Origin of the sequence: Bernardetia sp. MNP-M8 (genome assembly GCF_037126285.1) — a bacterium.
In the GTDB taxonomy this organism is placed as follows: domain Bacteria; phylum Bacteroidota; class Bacteroidia; order Cytophagales; family Bernardetiaceae; genus Bernardetia.
Genome location: NZ_CP147012.1, coordinates 3,319,528 through 3,335,461, shown reverse-complemented (window position 1 = coordinate 3,335,461; position 15,934 = coordinate 3,319,528). Strand labels below are relative to the sequence as shown.

Sequence of the window (15,934 nt, the reverse complement as noted above, 5' to 3'; positions counted from 1 at the left end):
TTATATGGCTTTTTATTGACATTGTAGGCAACAGTTTTTACAAATAACTTTTTTCTTCTAATTTATCCAAAATAAATCCTATACTTTCTTTTATCGTAAATTTACTACTATCGATGATTATATCTACTTGATTTGGTAATGGTTTTTCAAAAGGACTACTAATTCCTGTAAACTCCTTTATTTCTCCTGTGCGTGCTTTTTTGTAAAGTCCTTTTACATCTCTTTGTTCACAAGTTTCCAAAGGACAATCAATAAAAACTTTGAACAAATTAATAGTACTCTGAGAATCTTGAAAAACTTTACTTTTTTGAAAAATATCAGTAAGCAATTTTTGATTTTGATGAGTCGGAGTAATAAAAGAAGCCAATACAACAAAACCACTCTCATAGAAAAGTTTGGCTACCTCTGCCGAACGACGAATATTTTCATTTCTATCTACTAAAGAAAAACCTAAGTTACTGTTGAGTCCATTTCTGAGCAAATCACCATCTAGTTTTTTGAGTAAAGTAGAAGGATACCTAGTATGTAATTCTTCAAAAAGAGCATCTGAAAGTGTTGTTTTGCCAGAACCTGAAAGACCAATAAACCAAATAACACAAGGCTTCATAGAAATTAAAAAGTAAGATTTTAGAAATCAAAATTAAAAGAAATACATACAAATTATGATATTGTTGGTATCACTTCGATTAAAAGACCTAAGAATATCATCAATATGTTTTTTCTAAAGAGTAAAAATTTAATTAAAACCCATCTTTTAAAACTTTTTGTTTTAACACTCTCTTCAAAACGCAAATTTAACAATTCTACCAAATCAAATTTAATTAAATAAGTTGTAAGTTGTATATTTGTAATCCATTAGATACAAAACAAACGCATTTTACACAGTATTTAAAATAAAATTAAGCCATAAAAATTACTATTATTTGGTTTATTTTCTTTATCGTCTTACTCTAAAACAGAATAGCATTGAAAGTCATAGAACATTTAAACGCAAATAAAGGTAAAACCCTTTTTTCATTCGAACTTATTCCACCTCTAAAAGGAGAAAGCATTCAATCTATTTTTGATGCTATGAACCCTTTAATGGAATTTAACCCTCCATTCGTTGATGTTACTTATCATAGAGAAGAATATGTATATAAAACACGTGGTGAAGGACTTTTGGAGAAAAAAGTAACTCGTAAACGTCCTGGGACAGTTGGTATTTGTGCAGCTATTATGAATCGTTATCAAGTAGATGCTGTTCCTCATATTATTTGTGGAGGCTTTTCAAAAGAAGAAACTGAAAATGCTCTTATAGACTTGTCTTTTTTAGGAATTGAAAATGTACTTGCTCTTCGTGGAGACGCTGTCAAATCAGAAGGTTCTTTCATTCCAGAAAAAGATGGACATAATTATGCTGTTGATTTAATTGGGCAGATTGTAAATATGAATGAAGGAAATTATATCGATGATGATTTGCATCACCCAATTCCAACAAATTTTTGTATTGGTGTAGCTGGTTATCCTGAAAAACACTTTGAATCGCCAAACTTAAATAGTGACATGGCATATTTGAAAGCTAAGGTAGATGCAGGAGCAGAATATATTGTTACTCAAATGTTTTTTGATAATGCAAAATATTTTGCATTTGTAGAAAAATGTAAAGAGGCAGGTATTAATGTTCCAATTATTCCAGGTTTGAAGCCTTTTACCACACAAAAACAACTTAGTGTTTTGCCTCGTATTTTTCATATTGATATTCCAGATGATTTAGTAGCTGCTATTTCTGCTTGTAAAGATAACAAAGCTGTTGTAGAAGTAGGGATAGAATGGGCTGTTCAGCAATCAAAAGAACTTATGGAAAAAGGTGTACCATGTCTGCATTATTATACAATGGGGCGTTCGGGAGCAACTGAAAAAATTGCAGCACAATTATTTTAAATTGATTTAGATAAGAAATACAAAAAAGACCATTTCAAAAACAAATTTGAAATGGTCTTTTGATTAATAAAAAATTCCTTTAAAAGAATTTCTATAAAATTTACATTTCCTTAATTGCATTCTTAACCAATTTCAAAACTTCTTTTTCACCTTTTTTTGCTGTTTTGTGGTAGGTTTTTGCTTTTTCTAAAGTTTCTTCAATAAAGGTTGCATCATCAAAGGAAGCAGTATTAATCTTTACATTCAAGTAAGCTCCACGCAATGCAGCACGTACACAAATTGCACCTACACCTGTATCAGAAGCCGAATTTGGGTTTCCTGTTTTGGCTAATTTTTCTAACCAGTCAAACATAGAAGCGCAAATTTCCATCATTCTCAACGGAACTTCAATCGCATTTTTTGTAGCATCCGAAATAGCTTTTTTTCTTGCAGCAATATCCGTTTCAGTTTCTTTTGGTAAACCAAAAGCATTCATAATTCCATTAAAAGCATGAGTATCTTCATCCACTAAAGCCAAAAGTTGATTTTTATAAATTTGTCCTTGTTCTGCTAAATCTGAAAACTCTTTCCAACGACTGTCCCAACCTCTTTTATGTGAAGAAAGATTGGCTACCATCGTTCCTAAAGCTGCTCCCAAACTTCCTACATAAGCTGAAATAGAACCTCCCCCTGGTGCTGGCGATTCAGAAGCTGTTTCTTCTGCAAACTCTGTTAAGTTTTTTTGAAGTAAAGGCGTTTTTGTAGCATCAGCAATTTTGTATTCAATAATTTTTTCTTGTGGATAAAATGGCTTCAAATCATCTAAACCCATTGATTTGATAGCAATTTTTATCAATTCTTCTTCCGAAACTCCTGTCGAACGCTCTTGCTGTTCTAAGAAATATCTACCTGCCGAAGTCATCATTTTTAATGGAACTAAACCTACTATTTCTGTTCCTGTTACACGCATTCCACGAGATTCTGCACTTTTTCGTGTTTCTTCAAAAGCAATATGTAAAGGAGTTGCTTTTACATCAGTAATATTCATAGAAACTTGTGCAATTCCATATTCTTCGATAAACCAACCAATTCCTTTTGTTCCTTTACATGTTCCTTCTTGTCGTAGTGGTTCGCCTTTTTTGTCTTCTTTTATCTTTCCTGTAATTGGATTTCCTTCTCTCAATACTCTTCCAGCTTCACGTACATCAAAGGCTACAGAGTTTGCACGTCTTGAAGAAGTAGTATTTAAATTAAAATTAACAGCAATTAAAAAGTCTCTTGCGCTTATTGCTGTTGCACCTGTTTTTGGTCTAAATTCAGCTTTTCCAAAGTCTGGAGTTTCTGTTTTGATTCGTTCTTTTAGTCCTTCATATTCTCCTTGTCTTACAAAAGCTAAGTTTTTACGCTCTTTTTTTGTAGCTGCATTTTCATACAAATAAACAGGATAATCTAGCTCTTTTCCTACTCTCTCAGCTAATTTGTGTGCTAATTTTGCTGTTTCTTCCATCGAAATATTAGCAATCGGAATAAGTGGACAAACATCTGTTGCACCAAAACGAGGGTGTTCGCCTGTGTGTTTGCTCATATCTATGAGTTCTTTCGCCTTTTTCATAGCTAAAAAAGCAGCTTCCAAAACAGGTTCTGGCTCGCCTACAAAAGTTACAACGGTTCTGTTGGTTGCCTTTCCTGGGTCGACATCTAAAAGTGAAACGCCTTCTACACTTTCAATTTCTTTAGTAATCTGATTGATAATATCCATATTACGCCCTTCTGAAAAGTTAGGAACGCATTCAATTAATTGTTTCATGTGTTTGGTTTTCTTGATGATAAAATGACAAATACGATTTTAAATTTTAAAGGTATAAAAATATTTGAAGGTTAATAAATCCTTTTTCTAAAAAAATAAATATCTCTATTTCTTAAAGCTCTTCAATAAAAAATTAGTGTTAAAGATAGCATATAAACCTGTGCTAAAATTCAGTTCATTCGTCCCTAAATTATAAAATGGAGTGGCACGAAAAACTATCTTTGCATCATCTTTTGCAATATTTGGAAGAGAAAAGTTTGTCAGAACACGTAAAATTAACAAATTTCTCAAGGGTTCATTTTCTGTATTTGGCGCATAAATCCGACTTACAGAGCTATAAATATCTCCACCTAAGGGAGATGTAAAATCCTGTCCTCGCCAGTAAGACAACATAAGTTGATGTTTTTGTGTAGCCAACTCTAAATTAGCATACATACCCATCCCATTTTTAAAAGCAAAATTAGGAACAGAGGAGTTATCTATAAAAAATACACTATAAAGATGGGTTCTTATATATTTCAAATAAGAACTATTGTTTCCATTACTATCTTGAAAATAATAAGTTGTTTTGTTGCCAATTGCAGCATTAAAAATAGTTACCAAAGGATTATCTGTTGTATTGATTTGTCCTCCTTTATGAATAGCTGTAAGCTGAATTGGAATTGTACTTTTCCACTTTTTTTTATTTTTAGAAGTAATTATATTTCGTTCTATATTCAATCCAAAATGTAATTCTTCATCAAAATCTGAGTAAGGATAAATCATTGTTACCCAATCTATCCATGTAGCTAACAACGTATTTTTGGATACATATTTATATTGCACTCCATTTTCAAGTCTTCTGTTTATTATATTCTCAAAATTGAATAATGGCTCTATTAAATTATGTTGTAGATTTCCTTCTAAGTTTCCAAAAACAAATTGATGTTTATTTTTTTTATATAAGAACTGAAAATAAGGTTGTATTTGATTAAAACGGCTATTATTAGCTGCACTTCCAAAATCTTTTCGTAAAAATATACCTCCCGAAATTTTGAGGGTTGTATCAGCAGAATAAGATAATTTACTCAAAAAGTGTGAGCCAAAAAGTGTATAGCCGTCTGCAATAGTTTCAAAAAACTCTCTATTACGAAAAAAACCAAAATAATCTATTTCAAGATTTAGCTGTCTTTGATTTGAGTTTTTATTTACTTTTGAAGCAGAATCTGAAAAAGAATACAGTTCTTTTTTAGGGTAAAAAGAACTGTTATCTAATTGTGCAAAACCAAAAAAAGGAAATAAAATTGATAGCAATAAACTACTAAAGAATAGTTTAGAATAGATGATTTTCATTAATTTCTATTGTCTTGTATGTATTTTCCTTTTTCGTCCCACTCTCTAAGTGTATAAGGTTTTGTAGTTTTATCAAAAGGGTCTTCTGTATATTGCGTTTCTATATGACGTTGTCCTTTTGCATTCTTTGCTTTTCCATCATAATAACTCATCCAACGTTTCACACGTCTTCCATATTGATAATTACCCTCTTCTTTAATTGCTCCACTTTCATAAAAAGCAATATAGTGTCCGTCAATGTAATTACTTTCCATCGGAATTATTTCTTTTATTTTTGTTTTCTGCTTGTCATAATAGACAAACTTTGTATTTTTTGGAAAACCTTTATAATAAATCTCTTTATTTGTCAGGACACCACTAGAATGATAGTTTTCCCAACGTCCGTGTTTTGTACCTGCATAATAAATTCCACTTTCGACCATTTTTCCATTTTCTTTTCGCTCATAAGGACCGTGTAAAACGAGATGATTTTCAGCATTTATACGAGGAAGTGTTTTTATTTTTTCAGATTTTATATCAAAGACATAATAAATATCTACCAAAGGATCAGGGTTTCTAAAATCTTTAAGATAATAAAATGTTTCTACAATAGTCTTGCGTCCTTGTTCATACTTTCTAAAAATACGTTTTGTTTCTAATCCGTAGTAATAGCCTTTTGGCTCTTTATTTTTCTTGTTTCTTTTTTTAGAAGTAGAACCATTTTTTTTCAAATCTAAAAATAGCATGGCCTCACCATCTGAAGTTGATTGAGTGGCTACGTCTCTATTTTTTTTATCTCCATTGAGTAAAATAATAGGTTTTGTATCTGTTGTTAATTGATTTGGAAGATTTTCGGAAAGAGAATCGGTTTGGGCAAATGAAATTTGAGAGAATATAGACAGAAATATTCCCACAAAAATAATATAAGTTATGTTGAACTTCATAGTGTTTTTTATATATGCTTTATTTTTTACTTTATTTTTCTAAAAGAAGCTTTGATACTATCTATATCCGTAAATTTACAAAAATTACACCTATTCACTCTCAATTATATAAATTTTAACTATAAAAATCATAAATAGGATTAGAATAATTATAGCATTTTATAAAAAAATACTATAAATTAAATAAAAAAAGTCTGATTTTTTCTATAAAAAATCAGACTCTGAAATGTGAATGTATAAAAATTACTTTTTAGCAACAATAATTACTACAACCCCAATAAGACCTACAACTGCACCTCCAATAATAAGAGGATTTGTACTTGGCGCATTTTTTTCAGTCTTGATTTCTGTATTTGCAATTTTTAAGAGTGTTTTTGAAGAGGCTTCACTTTGATAAAAACCAAAAGCTGCAAGTAAAATACCAATAACTAATACTATAATTCCGACGGATTTTTTCATAAAATAATAAATTAAAAAAATAAAGATTAAAAAATATATATACTAAATTAATGGGAAATAAGATTGATATCTAGCTCTAAATCATCTTGATAATCTTCTCCACTTTCCATCATATCATAGTCATTTGATTTATAATACCAGTTTACTGTAACTTGTCCACCTTGATTGAGTGCATAGTCTTCAAACATCTCTAAAAACTCTAAAAAACAACGAGAACAAACTGTATTATAATAATTCATCTTGAACTCTAGTGTAATCGTACGAGCAGGTTCTTCTAAATACTCACTCGCCCATTTATAAATAGGAGCAAAAAATTCTTCTGTATATTCGTGATAACATTGCCCCGAAAACTCTAAAAGTCCCTTTGTAGAATCAAAACGAACTTCTGGAATATATTTTTTTCCTTCTATATAAAAAATAGGTGGATTCATGTACTTTATGATAAGTTAGCAAGTGTGATAAAATGTCTAGTATTTCATAGAAACAAGTTATAAGAAATAATCTAATTAACTAGTTGATAGAACCAATTTACAAAAAATAATTATGTAATAGAACATAACACAAAATTGTTTTGTAAAATACAATTCTAAATTTAGAAAAAAAATAATTAAAATCAAATAATCAAAATCAATCTATTTGATTGTTTATTTTGGTTTTCTTCTACTAATTTAACTTAATAAACTTTTATCATTAAGGCTATAAAAAAATCCTCCTTCATCACTTGTTTGTATATCAAAAACACCTTTTGTGTGCAACTGATCAAGTTTTTTTGCAGCTTCTTCTATGGTTACACTTGCTTTCAAACAAAGGCGTGTAGCTGTAATATCTCCCTTTGCATCTACAGCATGACGAATCACATCAGCATCTGACAAAGGATCATTTGCTTTTAATTGTGTTGTAGAACTCAATCCTTGTAACTGAAAACGTAGATTTTGTTCGGTAGGAAATACGGAAAGTGCAAATTGTTTGACACGTCTTCCAAACCTGTTTTTTTCGTACTTTTCTTCTAAAAGTTTTTGTTCTGTGAGTTCTGTCAGGACGAGCTGTGCCACCCAATAAGGAATTGCAGTACGTTGATGTAATTCTTGTGCTGTAATTTTCCCCTCATTTTCTTTGATGAGCTGAGCAATTTCCTTTGGACTCACATGACGCAATGCACGACGAGTCGCCCACTGCTTTACTTCTGAAGCAATGGCACTTACAAGGTAAGTTGCTCCAGTAATTACTGCCCAAATGAGTAAGATTTTCATTAACATATTTCTATTACTTTAAATTATAAAAGTTTTTTTTAGTCCAACTATTACGTTTTATACTAACTATGGCTTTCTATCTTCTAAAATACAAAATTTGAGCTAAAAGTTTTGAAAAGTTACTAAGAAAACTAATTTTAAAGTAGTTTATTATTTTAGAGGCAGATTTTACTCTTATCAAGTCATTTTTTAGAGTTTCTATTTTTATCGATTTGCTCTCTCTTCTTCACTTTTTTTGTAGGCTACCATTAACGAGTTTGAGAATACAAAATCATTTAAAGATTTTACATCTGAGTGTACAATTTGTTCTTTTGTTCCTTCCCATTCTTTATGCCCTTCACTCAAAAAGACAATGTTTTTACCAATTTCCATAACTGAATTCATATCGTGAGTTACTACAATGGTTGTCATATTATATTCTTCTGTGATTTCTAAAATCAAATTATCAATCATGATAGAAGTTTGTGGATCTAGTCCTGAGTTAGGTTCGTCACAAAAAAGGTATTTTGGATTCATAACAATTGCTCGTGCAATTCCTACACGCTTCATCATTCCTCCACTAATTTCAGCAGGTTTTTTATCGTTTGAGCCTTCTAAGCCAACTCTTTTCAGACAGAAATTTACACGTTCTAATTTGTCAGCATCACTCATTCCTTTACTACGCATATCTAAAGGAAAGCGCACATTTTGTTCTACTGTCATGGAATCAAAAAGGGCACTGCCTTGAAAAAGCATTCCTATTTGTTCTCGTATAGCTCTTTGCTCTTCTCGGTCAGATTCATATAAATTTTTTCCGTCATAAAAAATTGAACCTTCATCTGGTTTTATTAGTCCTACTGTACACTTTAAGAGTACACTTTTTCCTGTTCCACTTGAGCCAATTATTAAGTTAGTAACGCCTTGTTTGAATTCAGCACTAATTCCTTTCAAAATTTCTTTTCCGTTAAAGGCTTTTTTTATGTTTTTTACTGTAATCACTGTTTATATTGATTAAATGAAGATGAATTGGTGTTTTTTAAACCTATTTATTTTAGAATCTTACTAGATAACAAACTAATCGGAAAACAGCCAATGAATTAGATTTGTTTAATTCTATACAAAACTAAACCAATTTTTATTTCTTTATTCATCTCAATCTACTTTTAATCAGCTAAAACACTAGCTTTATTTTTTGCTTCAGCAGAACGATAATGTTGAAATAACATATAATAGATTATACATTCGTGTTTTCTTTGATTGGCTCTAAAATATCTGTTCAAAAACATGTGTATATAACTGGCTACCAAATTAGGTAAACTCATTTCTAGTTCATTATTTTTAGCGAGTTGAAGTACCTTATCTACATTTTCTTTTATAGATAAAGAATAATGAGTCAGTAATTCTTTGTATTCTGAATAGATAGCAGGGTTTTCTATAATTTCTTCAATAGTTTGGCGTTTTTCTCTGTAACTTTTAGAAAGAATCTTAGTGTCATTGATGTTTTCTAAGCCAAATTCTTTATGAAAACTTTCTGATAATATTTCCATCAAGTGTTTTTTCTGTCCTATTTCTAAATCAAAATTGGTAAGTAAATTGTCTACTCCCAAAAATGCCAATTTCCAACGCAAGTCATCATCTTCATTTATATTCTGTAAAATAGAGCAAATTAGCTGACTTTCTTTATGAAACAGCAATTCACTGTTTGCCATATTCTTCGAACCATATCTCTCTATTTCTCTTTGATAAGTATCTATTTGAATTTTCCACACAGATTTATTGTCTACAAGTTCATTGAGATTTTCGTGTAGCTTTTCAATAACAGTTTTATAAAAATCATTTGTTCCTTTAAAACGAATACGCAAATGGTGGTCTGGATCAGCATAACGAATAAAAAACCATTCTGTAATTGTATTATCTTGTAATAGCTGCGAGGCTAAAGGAAATAATTTTTGTATTAATAATTCATCAGCTATACTGACACCACAGTAAATTTTGAAATAAATCCATTCAGAACCGATAGTATATTCCCTTTGTAACGTAGAATCTAAATTTGTAGCAGTATTACTTTGACTTTCTTGTTCAGATTTTACCAAAGGAGATAAATGAGGAATAATAAATTCATTGGTGTAACCATTTCCTTCTTCATCTTTAATAAATAAATTATCTTCATTATAAAGCATTTCCTGAACAGATATACGTTGCATCTTTTTTAATTCTTGCCAAAATAGAGTTAGATTAATATCATCATCAGTAAATAAAGGTAAAATATTATCTCCTTGTCCAAATGTAAGACGTTTAGGAATATCTCTATCTTGGAAGTAATTTCTCAACTTTTCTAAAGCCTGTTCTGTATTTATTTTTTTATCTATTTTAGTTTCTTTGAGAGAAACAACCCATTTTTGAGGACTCAAAATAACTTTCTCATATTCTACTCTAGGCAAATACGGTTCATTATTTAAGTGTTGCCAACTAAATTGAAGTCCACTTATGACATTTTGGTTTTGTAATGTAGATAAAAAATGATACGCTGGAATTTCTGTCATGCTATAATTATGAGCATTACTCATTCTAGGAATAATTTCTTTATCATATTTGAGAGAACGCAATTTTATTTTTCCCTCACTTACCGAAACTCTAATATCATCTAAGGTAACAGAATTTGCATTTTCGGCTGTTCTTACCCCAATCGGAATTTCATATTTTCTTAGTTGTGGACGAGCGATAACATTTCCTACTCTAGCTTCTGGAAGATGTACAATTTCGGCAAAAATCTTGTCTGATAATTCTTCTTCTTGTTGGATACAATCCAATACATACTCATTTGTTTGAGCGTCTGCATGACAAAAACGCCCTAGTAGAGTAACAGCAGAAGAACCATTTGTTCCCTTATGAATTATTTTATAATTTTCTTCCTCAATTGCCTCAGAGGAGGAAGCTAAAACAGTAATCATAGAAGAGTATGAGAAGGGTATATTATTATCTTCTTTACTTTTGGTAGTATCATTTTTATTCTTTTTGGATTTTCTATACTTTTCAGGAATATAGCCTATTTCATCTTTTAATTCTTTATTAGTAAGCTCAATTACAGAAGACTTATTTTGAAGAGCTTCTATAAATTTTTTCTGTAAAAACTGTGTCCATCTTGTTTGTTGAAGAGAAGGGTTTTGGCTATTTCTACCTCCATTTAATGGCATTCCTTTCAATAAAGGTGCATTATCATTATTTGCTTGACTTCTTAAGGGAAAACCTAAACCAATTTCTGGGTCAAGTACTTGCATTAAAGGAACTTCTGCTGATTCATAACGAGTAGAAAATGCTTCTTTAAAAGAGGTTAGTGTAGAAATTTCTTGATAAGAATAAATATATTTTAGCAAATCAATTGCTTTTTCTACTTCTTCTTTAATAGAATGATGAAGAGATGGATTTTCAAACTTCAAAACAGTATCCATCTGAAATAAAGAACTTAATTTGAAAGGAATTTCAAGACTTTTGATTTTTTCTGAAAAATCAAATAGCTCAGCACTTTTGGGATGGTTTTTCTGATAATATTCTTTTAGTTCTGACAGAAGATGAAATGATTCTTTTATGAAACTATATTTTTCTATATTTTCTAATTGAGGATTATTTTCTAAATAAAACCCTAACTTGCTTCTCAAAATATCTTCAAAAGGTTCACCAGTAATTTTTAAAGCTATATCTGAAACAAGAATTTGAGCTTCTATAATTTCTAAGATAAATTCTTTTGCTTCTTCTAAGGAAATATCTTCGTCTACTAACTGTTCTGCTATTTCTGTTATTTTTTTACCTTCTTTTGCAAATGCTATAATTTTCTCCAAATACTCATTCCATTCTATATTTGAAATGGCATACTTTCTAGCTTTTTCTCCTTCAAAATAAGATTCTATATAGCGTTTATCTTCTCCAAACTGATAAAGTGTATTGTTTGGGTAAAAAGTAAGGACTTCTAAAAATTCCGTTATCTGATGCAGTTTATCTATCCATGCTCCCAAAACAGACATATCTAAAGACAAATGATATTTTTTTATTCCTTGGTGAACGAAACCTTGATTATTTGAAGAAAGCTTGCCTGCTAAAATCCCTGCAAAAGTTCCAAAAGGAGTACATCTAAAACGAGAACGCAAGTCATATTTTGCTTTAGAAAGTAAAAACTTTTCTACTTTTTTGTCTTTTAGTTTTCCTTCTTCATATTGCTGAACTGTATCTTGAAAGTCAGGAGAAGATAAAAAAATAGCCAACTCATCTGCTGGGTTTTCTGAAAAAAGAGGAGATAAAGGGCTACGTAAGAAAAAATAATCCATTTGCTATATAAGTAATAAGTAAAGTATAATTTAAAAATCAGTTAAAAGAATACGACCCTAAGCTAAATTTTTGATAAAAATGAATGCGTAAATCTGACAATAAGTGTAATAAAAATAAATAGAATAATTATAAAAAAGAAAACGGAACTTCCATGAAGTTCCGTTTTAAAAAAAATAACACAAAGAATTACATCTCTGGACAACGGCATGAATTATATTCAGTCGCAGGAATACATGGATTTTTAACTGAAGCACCACACAATTCAGTATAAACACATATATTTTGGATTGATGGCATAGTACCTCCTCCACCTTGAACAGCATTTTGCTGATCATTAGATAAAATGACTACTTTTTTAGTATTGAGTTTTAATTTTTTGTTTGCTTTCATGTTTTTTAAAAGTAAAATTGACATTGTGTTCCTACTCTATTTTAAGGATTTTCGGAATACTCCTGTGCTTTCTTGTATTAGTATTGTACCATACACTTGAAACACAAATATAGTAGCTTTGTCCACCAATGCAAATTTTTTATTCATTTTTTCATAAAAAAATCACGACATAATCATAACAAAACCTGTAAAAACACATAAATTTTATTCTAAAAGCATAAAAAACTCATAATGATATTATGTTTCTTTTAATTTAATTATCAAAATAATTATAGATTTACTTTTAATTCTTACTCTATTTCTATTACTTCTAAAAGAGCTTTAAAACTTTCTTTTACAAATAATTTGGCTTTCTTTTTTTGAATAGCTTTAAAATCGATTTATAATGAAATTACTCAAAATGACTTTTTATATTCTAGGGTATCCAAAATACTTTTTCATTTTAAAACAACTTCATATAAACAAGCAAAATATAATTTAAAAATCAGTTAAAAGAGGAGCATCCCAGCCTTTTACAAGCTCGTCATCATGATAAGCAGCTAAAAATCCAGATAAACCTTCTAAAAAGAACAAGTGATTATTCCACTTAAAAGTTAGAGGCTCTAAATTTATTAATACAGGAAATGTAATATTCTTCACACCTTTTTCCATTTCTTTATCTAATTCTTTTTTTAGCCTTTTAATCTCTTCTGCCAACTCTTCACTAGGATAAAATTCGTACAACCTTTTAAAAACTAAATATACTCCAGAAACTCCGTGACATAATGCTAAGTCATATTCATTTGTTTCTTCATTCTTATTAAAAAGTCTATCGTCATCTTTTATAGTAATAGCATTATTTATTGTCTGTTTGATTACTTCATCAATTTCTGACTTATTTGGTAAGATTAATGCAGCCCAAGTAAGCGCAACACAAACAGAAAGGTCACCATAACACCAAGCCAAACGGCTACTAGTTCCTCCAATCATAGAAGCAAAACAAAATTTTCCAATGGCTTCCTTTTGATTTATGACATGATTTGTAATGAGTTGTAGAGTATTTTTATATTTTTTAATCTTATCCTCTGAGATTTTTCTTTGTTCTAAAAAAATCAGAGCTTTAGCCATTACAGCAATAATTCCAGATACTCCATGAGAAATGCCTAAATTATTTAATTCATTTTTTTCATAAAGTTCCTGAGCAACTTTTTGAAGCATATCCATTACTTTCAAAACATTTTCTGTTTGCTTAGTAAGTACGAAAAAATTAAGTGTACATACTAAACCTGTAAAGGTATCATATTCCAATCTGTCAGCCATAGCTTGACTAGCTTCTAAAATTACATCAGAAAAATCTGCGACAAACTCTTCTTCGTATTCTATGAAACGATTTTCGTCTACTTTAGCTAGATAATTAAGCAAAATTCCTAAACTAGATAAGCCATAAATATTAGGTTGGATATAAGGAACTTCTTCTATTTGTTCATAAAACTTAGCTAATAGCTCTTCAGTTTTTGTACTATCAAAATTCACTATCAGGCTTAGACTACCTAAATTTGTCAGGTAACTAAACTGTTTATAAAAGTCAACTTGCAAGTCTGAAAATAAGTATAACACAGGTAAAATAGTTAGGTAAAAGAAAACGGAACTTTATTGAAGTTCCGTTTTATAATGCTAAAAAGATAAAATAGTTAAACTAATATTATACACACGAATAAGGAGGTGGAGGTGGAACTTGTGAGTAGCATAGTACTGTTGGGCATACGAAAGATGGGCAGTCTCTAGTTTGTATACAAGTAACTGCAGTTTCATTACCACATCCTAATTTTGAGACATCTGTTTTTGTTCCACCTTGTACAGAATCTTGCTGCTCATTAGACAAAATCACTACTTTTTTAGTGTTAAGTTTTAATTTTTTGTTCGTTTTCATAATTTATGAAGAAATAAAATTGATGTTGTTTTCCTACTCTATTTATAAGGATTTTCGGAATACTCCTTTATTTATCAGATGCTTTAAAAACTTATCTTGTTAAGATACAATCTTTACGAGAGTGTCCTCCAGTTGGTTGTTCTACAATATTTCCTCCTTTTATCAGAGTTTGCTGCTCACTACTCAAAATAGTGATTTTTTTAGTGCTAAGTTTTAATTTTTTGTTCGTTTTCATATTTTTGAAAAATAAAATTGATGTTGTTTTCCTACTTTATTAATAAGGATTTTCGGAATTTCCCTGTATATGCTTACATCAGTATTGTACCATATAATCAATACACAAATATAGTATCTTTATTTGTTAATGCAAATTTTTTTTATCTTTATACAAAAAAACATTACTCTATACTAACATCAAAGTTTAATTTTTAGCAAAAAAAACACTTAAATGGTACAAAAAAAGCCTATAATTTTGAATTATAGGCTTTTTCAATTAAAATGTTAAAATCATCATATAGTTACAAGTTACCTCTCAATTCTTGTTCTCTTTCTATAGCTTCAAAAAGAGCTTTAAAATTTCCTTTTCCAAATGATTTTGCTCCTTGGCGTTGAATAATTTCAAAGAAAACAGTTGGACGGTCGCCTGTTGGTTTAGTAAAGATTTGCAATAAATAACCTTCATCATCTCTATCTACTAAAATATTTAGTTTTTTGAGTTCTTCCATATCTTCCTTAATATCACCGACTCTTTCTGCAAGGTCTTCATAATAATTATCTGGAACATAAAGGAAATCTACTCCACGGCTACGCAAATCCTCAATAGTTTCCAAAATATCGTCTGTTGCAATGGCAATATGCTGAACTCCTGCACCTTCATAAAACTCAATATATTCTTCTATTTGTGACTTTTTACGTCCATCAGCAGGCTCATTGATTGGAAATTTGACATAGCCATTTCCATTTGAAACTACCTTTGACATCAAAGCTGTATATTCAGTAGAAATATCTTTATCATCGAAAGTTACGAGTAGATTGAATCCCATTACTTTCTCGTAAAACTCTACCCATTCATTCATTTTTCCAAGCTCTACATTTCCAACACAATGATCAATAAATTTCAATCCTGTTGATTTTACCTTAAAAAATGATTTTTTAGGCTTGTAACCTGGCATAAATGCGCCTTTGTAATTTCCTCTTTCTACAAATTTATGAATTGTTTCTCCGTAGGTATGAATTCCTGAAACAACAACTTCTCCATGTTCGTCTGATAAACGAGTAGGCTCTAAGGCTGATTTTGCACCTCTACTCATTGTATCATAATATGATTTTTCAGCATCATCTACCCAAAGAGCTAATACTTTTACACCATCGCCATGTTTTCTGATGTGTTCTGCAATAGGTGAGTCGCTAGTCATTGGCGAAGTAAGAACAAAACGGATTTTTCCTTGCTGCAAAACATAAGATGAACGGTCACGAACGCCTGTTTCTTGTCCTGCATAGGCAACTACTTCAAAGCCAAAAGCTGCTTGATAATAATAGGCTGCTTGTTTTGCATTTCCTACATAAAATTCTATATGGTCTGTGCCTTTTAATGGCAAAATATCTTCTTGTATCATAATTTTTTGTGTTAAAAGTCATCGATAGCAACACCGACACCTGTATT

General features: G+C 30.3%; 14 protein-coding genes. 1 reads left to right on the top strand and 13 read right to left on the bottom strand.

Annotated features, from left to right (window positions below; translation table 11 throughout):
* Nucleotides 1-37: 37 nt before the first annotated feature.
* Nucleotides 38-607, bottom strand: coding sequence for an adenylyl-sulfate kinase (gene cysC, locus V9L04_RS13645; protein WP_338790367.1), 570 nt, complete (start codon nucleotides 605-607; stop codon nucleotides 38-40).
* Between the two features lie 359 nt (nucleotides 608-966).
* Between cysC and metF the strand changes: the two genes are divergently transcribed.
* A complete protein-coding gene (gene metF, locus V9L04_RS13640) occupies nucleotides 967-1,923 on the top strand; it encodes a methylenetetrahydrofolate reductase [NAD(P)H] (protein ID WP_338790366.1) in 957 nt (318 codons plus the stop codon).
* A gap of 100 nt (nucleotides 1,924-2,023) precedes the next feature.
* On the opposite strand, the gene ftcD is transcribed toward metF, so the two are convergent.
* From ftcD to hppD, 12 genes are all read right to left on the bottom strand, one after another.
* Nucleotides 2,024-3,709 (bottom strand): glutamate formimidoyltransferase, encoded by a 1,686-nt coding sequence (gene ftcD, locus V9L04_RS13635; RefSeq protein ID WP_338790365.1) that lies wholly within the window; start codon nucleotides 3,707-3,709, stop codon nucleotides 2,024-2,026.
* Nucleotides 3,710-3,814: 105 nt separating this feature from the next.
* Nucleotides 3,815-5,041 carry a hypothetical protein gene (locus V9L04_RS13630; protein ID WP_338790364.1) on the bottom strand — a complete coding sequence of 409 codons (1,227 nt, stop codon included), beginning with the start codon at nucleotides 5,039-5,041 and terminating at the stop codon, nucleotides 3,815-3,817.
* Nucleotides 5,041-5,964 carry a hypothetical protein gene (locus V9L04_RS13625; RefSeq protein WP_338790363.1) on the bottom strand — a complete coding sequence of 308 codons (924 nt, stop codon included), beginning with the start codon at nucleotides 5,962-5,964 and terminating at the stop codon, nucleotides 5,041-5,043. Before V9L04_RS13625 ends, V9L04_RS13630 begins: the two co-directional genes overlap by 1 nt.
* A 243-nt stretch (nucleotides 5,965-6,207) precedes the next feature.
* On the bottom strand, nucleotides 6,208-6,423 hold the full coding sequence (locus tag V9L04_RS13620; RefSeq protein WP_338790362.1) for a hypothetical protein: 216 nt from the start codon (nucleotides 6,421-6,423) through the stop codon (nucleotides 6,208-6,210).
* A 47-nt stretch (nucleotides 6,424-6,470) separates the two neighbouring features.
* Complete coding sequence (locus V9L04_RS13615) at nucleotides 6,471-6,854, bottom strand: DUF1987 domain-containing protein (protein WP_338790361.1); 384 nt, start codon at nucleotides 6,852-6,854, stop codon at nucleotides 6,471-6,473.
* Nucleotides 6,855-7,091: 237 nt separating this feature from the next.
* Nucleotides 7,092-7,673 (bottom strand): hypothetical protein, encoded by a 582-nt coding sequence (locus V9L04_RS13610; protein ID WP_338790360.1) that lies wholly within the window; start codon nucleotides 7,671-7,673, stop codon nucleotides 7,092-7,094.
* 204 nt (nucleotides 7,674-7,877) lie between these two features.
* Nucleotides 7,878-8,651 carry an ATP-binding cassette domain-containing protein gene (locus tag V9L04_RS13605; RefSeq protein WP_338790359.1) on the bottom strand — a complete coding sequence of 258 codons (774 nt, stop codon included), beginning with the start codon at nucleotides 8,649-8,651 and terminating at the stop codon, nucleotides 7,878-7,880.
* A 164-nt stretch (nucleotides 8,652-8,815) separates the two neighbouring features.
* On the bottom strand, nucleotides 8,816-11,971 hold the full coding sequence (locus V9L04_RS13600; RefSeq protein WP_338790358.1) for a lantibiotic dehydratase: 3,156 nt from the start codon (nucleotides 11,969-11,971) through the stop codon (nucleotides 8,816-8,818).
* A gap of 187 nt (nucleotides 11,972-12,158) precedes the next feature.
* Nucleotides 12,159-12,386, bottom strand: coding sequence for a hypothetical protein (locus V9L04_RS13595; RefSeq protein ID WP_338790357.1), 228 nt, complete (start codon nucleotides 12,384-12,386; stop codon nucleotides 12,159-12,161).
* 453 nt (nucleotides 12,387-12,839) lie between these two features.
* Nucleotides 12,840-13,874 carry a lanthionine synthetase LanC family protein gene (locus V9L04_RS13590; RefSeq protein WP_338790356.1) on the bottom strand — a complete coding sequence of 345 codons (1,035 nt, stop codon included), beginning with the start codon at nucleotides 13,872-13,874 and terminating at the stop codon, nucleotides 12,840-12,842.
* A 488-nt stretch (nucleotides 13,875-14,362) separates the two neighbouring features.
* Nucleotides 14,363-14,506: a hypothetical protein gene (locus V9L04_RS13585; RefSeq protein WP_338790355.1), complete on the bottom strand. Its 144-nt coding sequence runs from the start codon at nucleotides 14,504-14,506 to the stop codon at nucleotides 14,363-14,365.
* Between the two features lie 283 nt (nucleotides 14,507-14,789).
* Complete coding sequence (hppD, locus tag V9L04_RS13580) at nucleotides 14,790-15,884, bottom strand: 4-hydroxyphenylpyruvate dioxygenase (RefSeq protein WP_338794202.1); 1,095 nt, start codon at nucleotides 15,882-15,884, stop codon at nucleotides 14,790-14,792.
* Nucleotides 15,885-15,934: the final 50 nt, after the last annotated feature.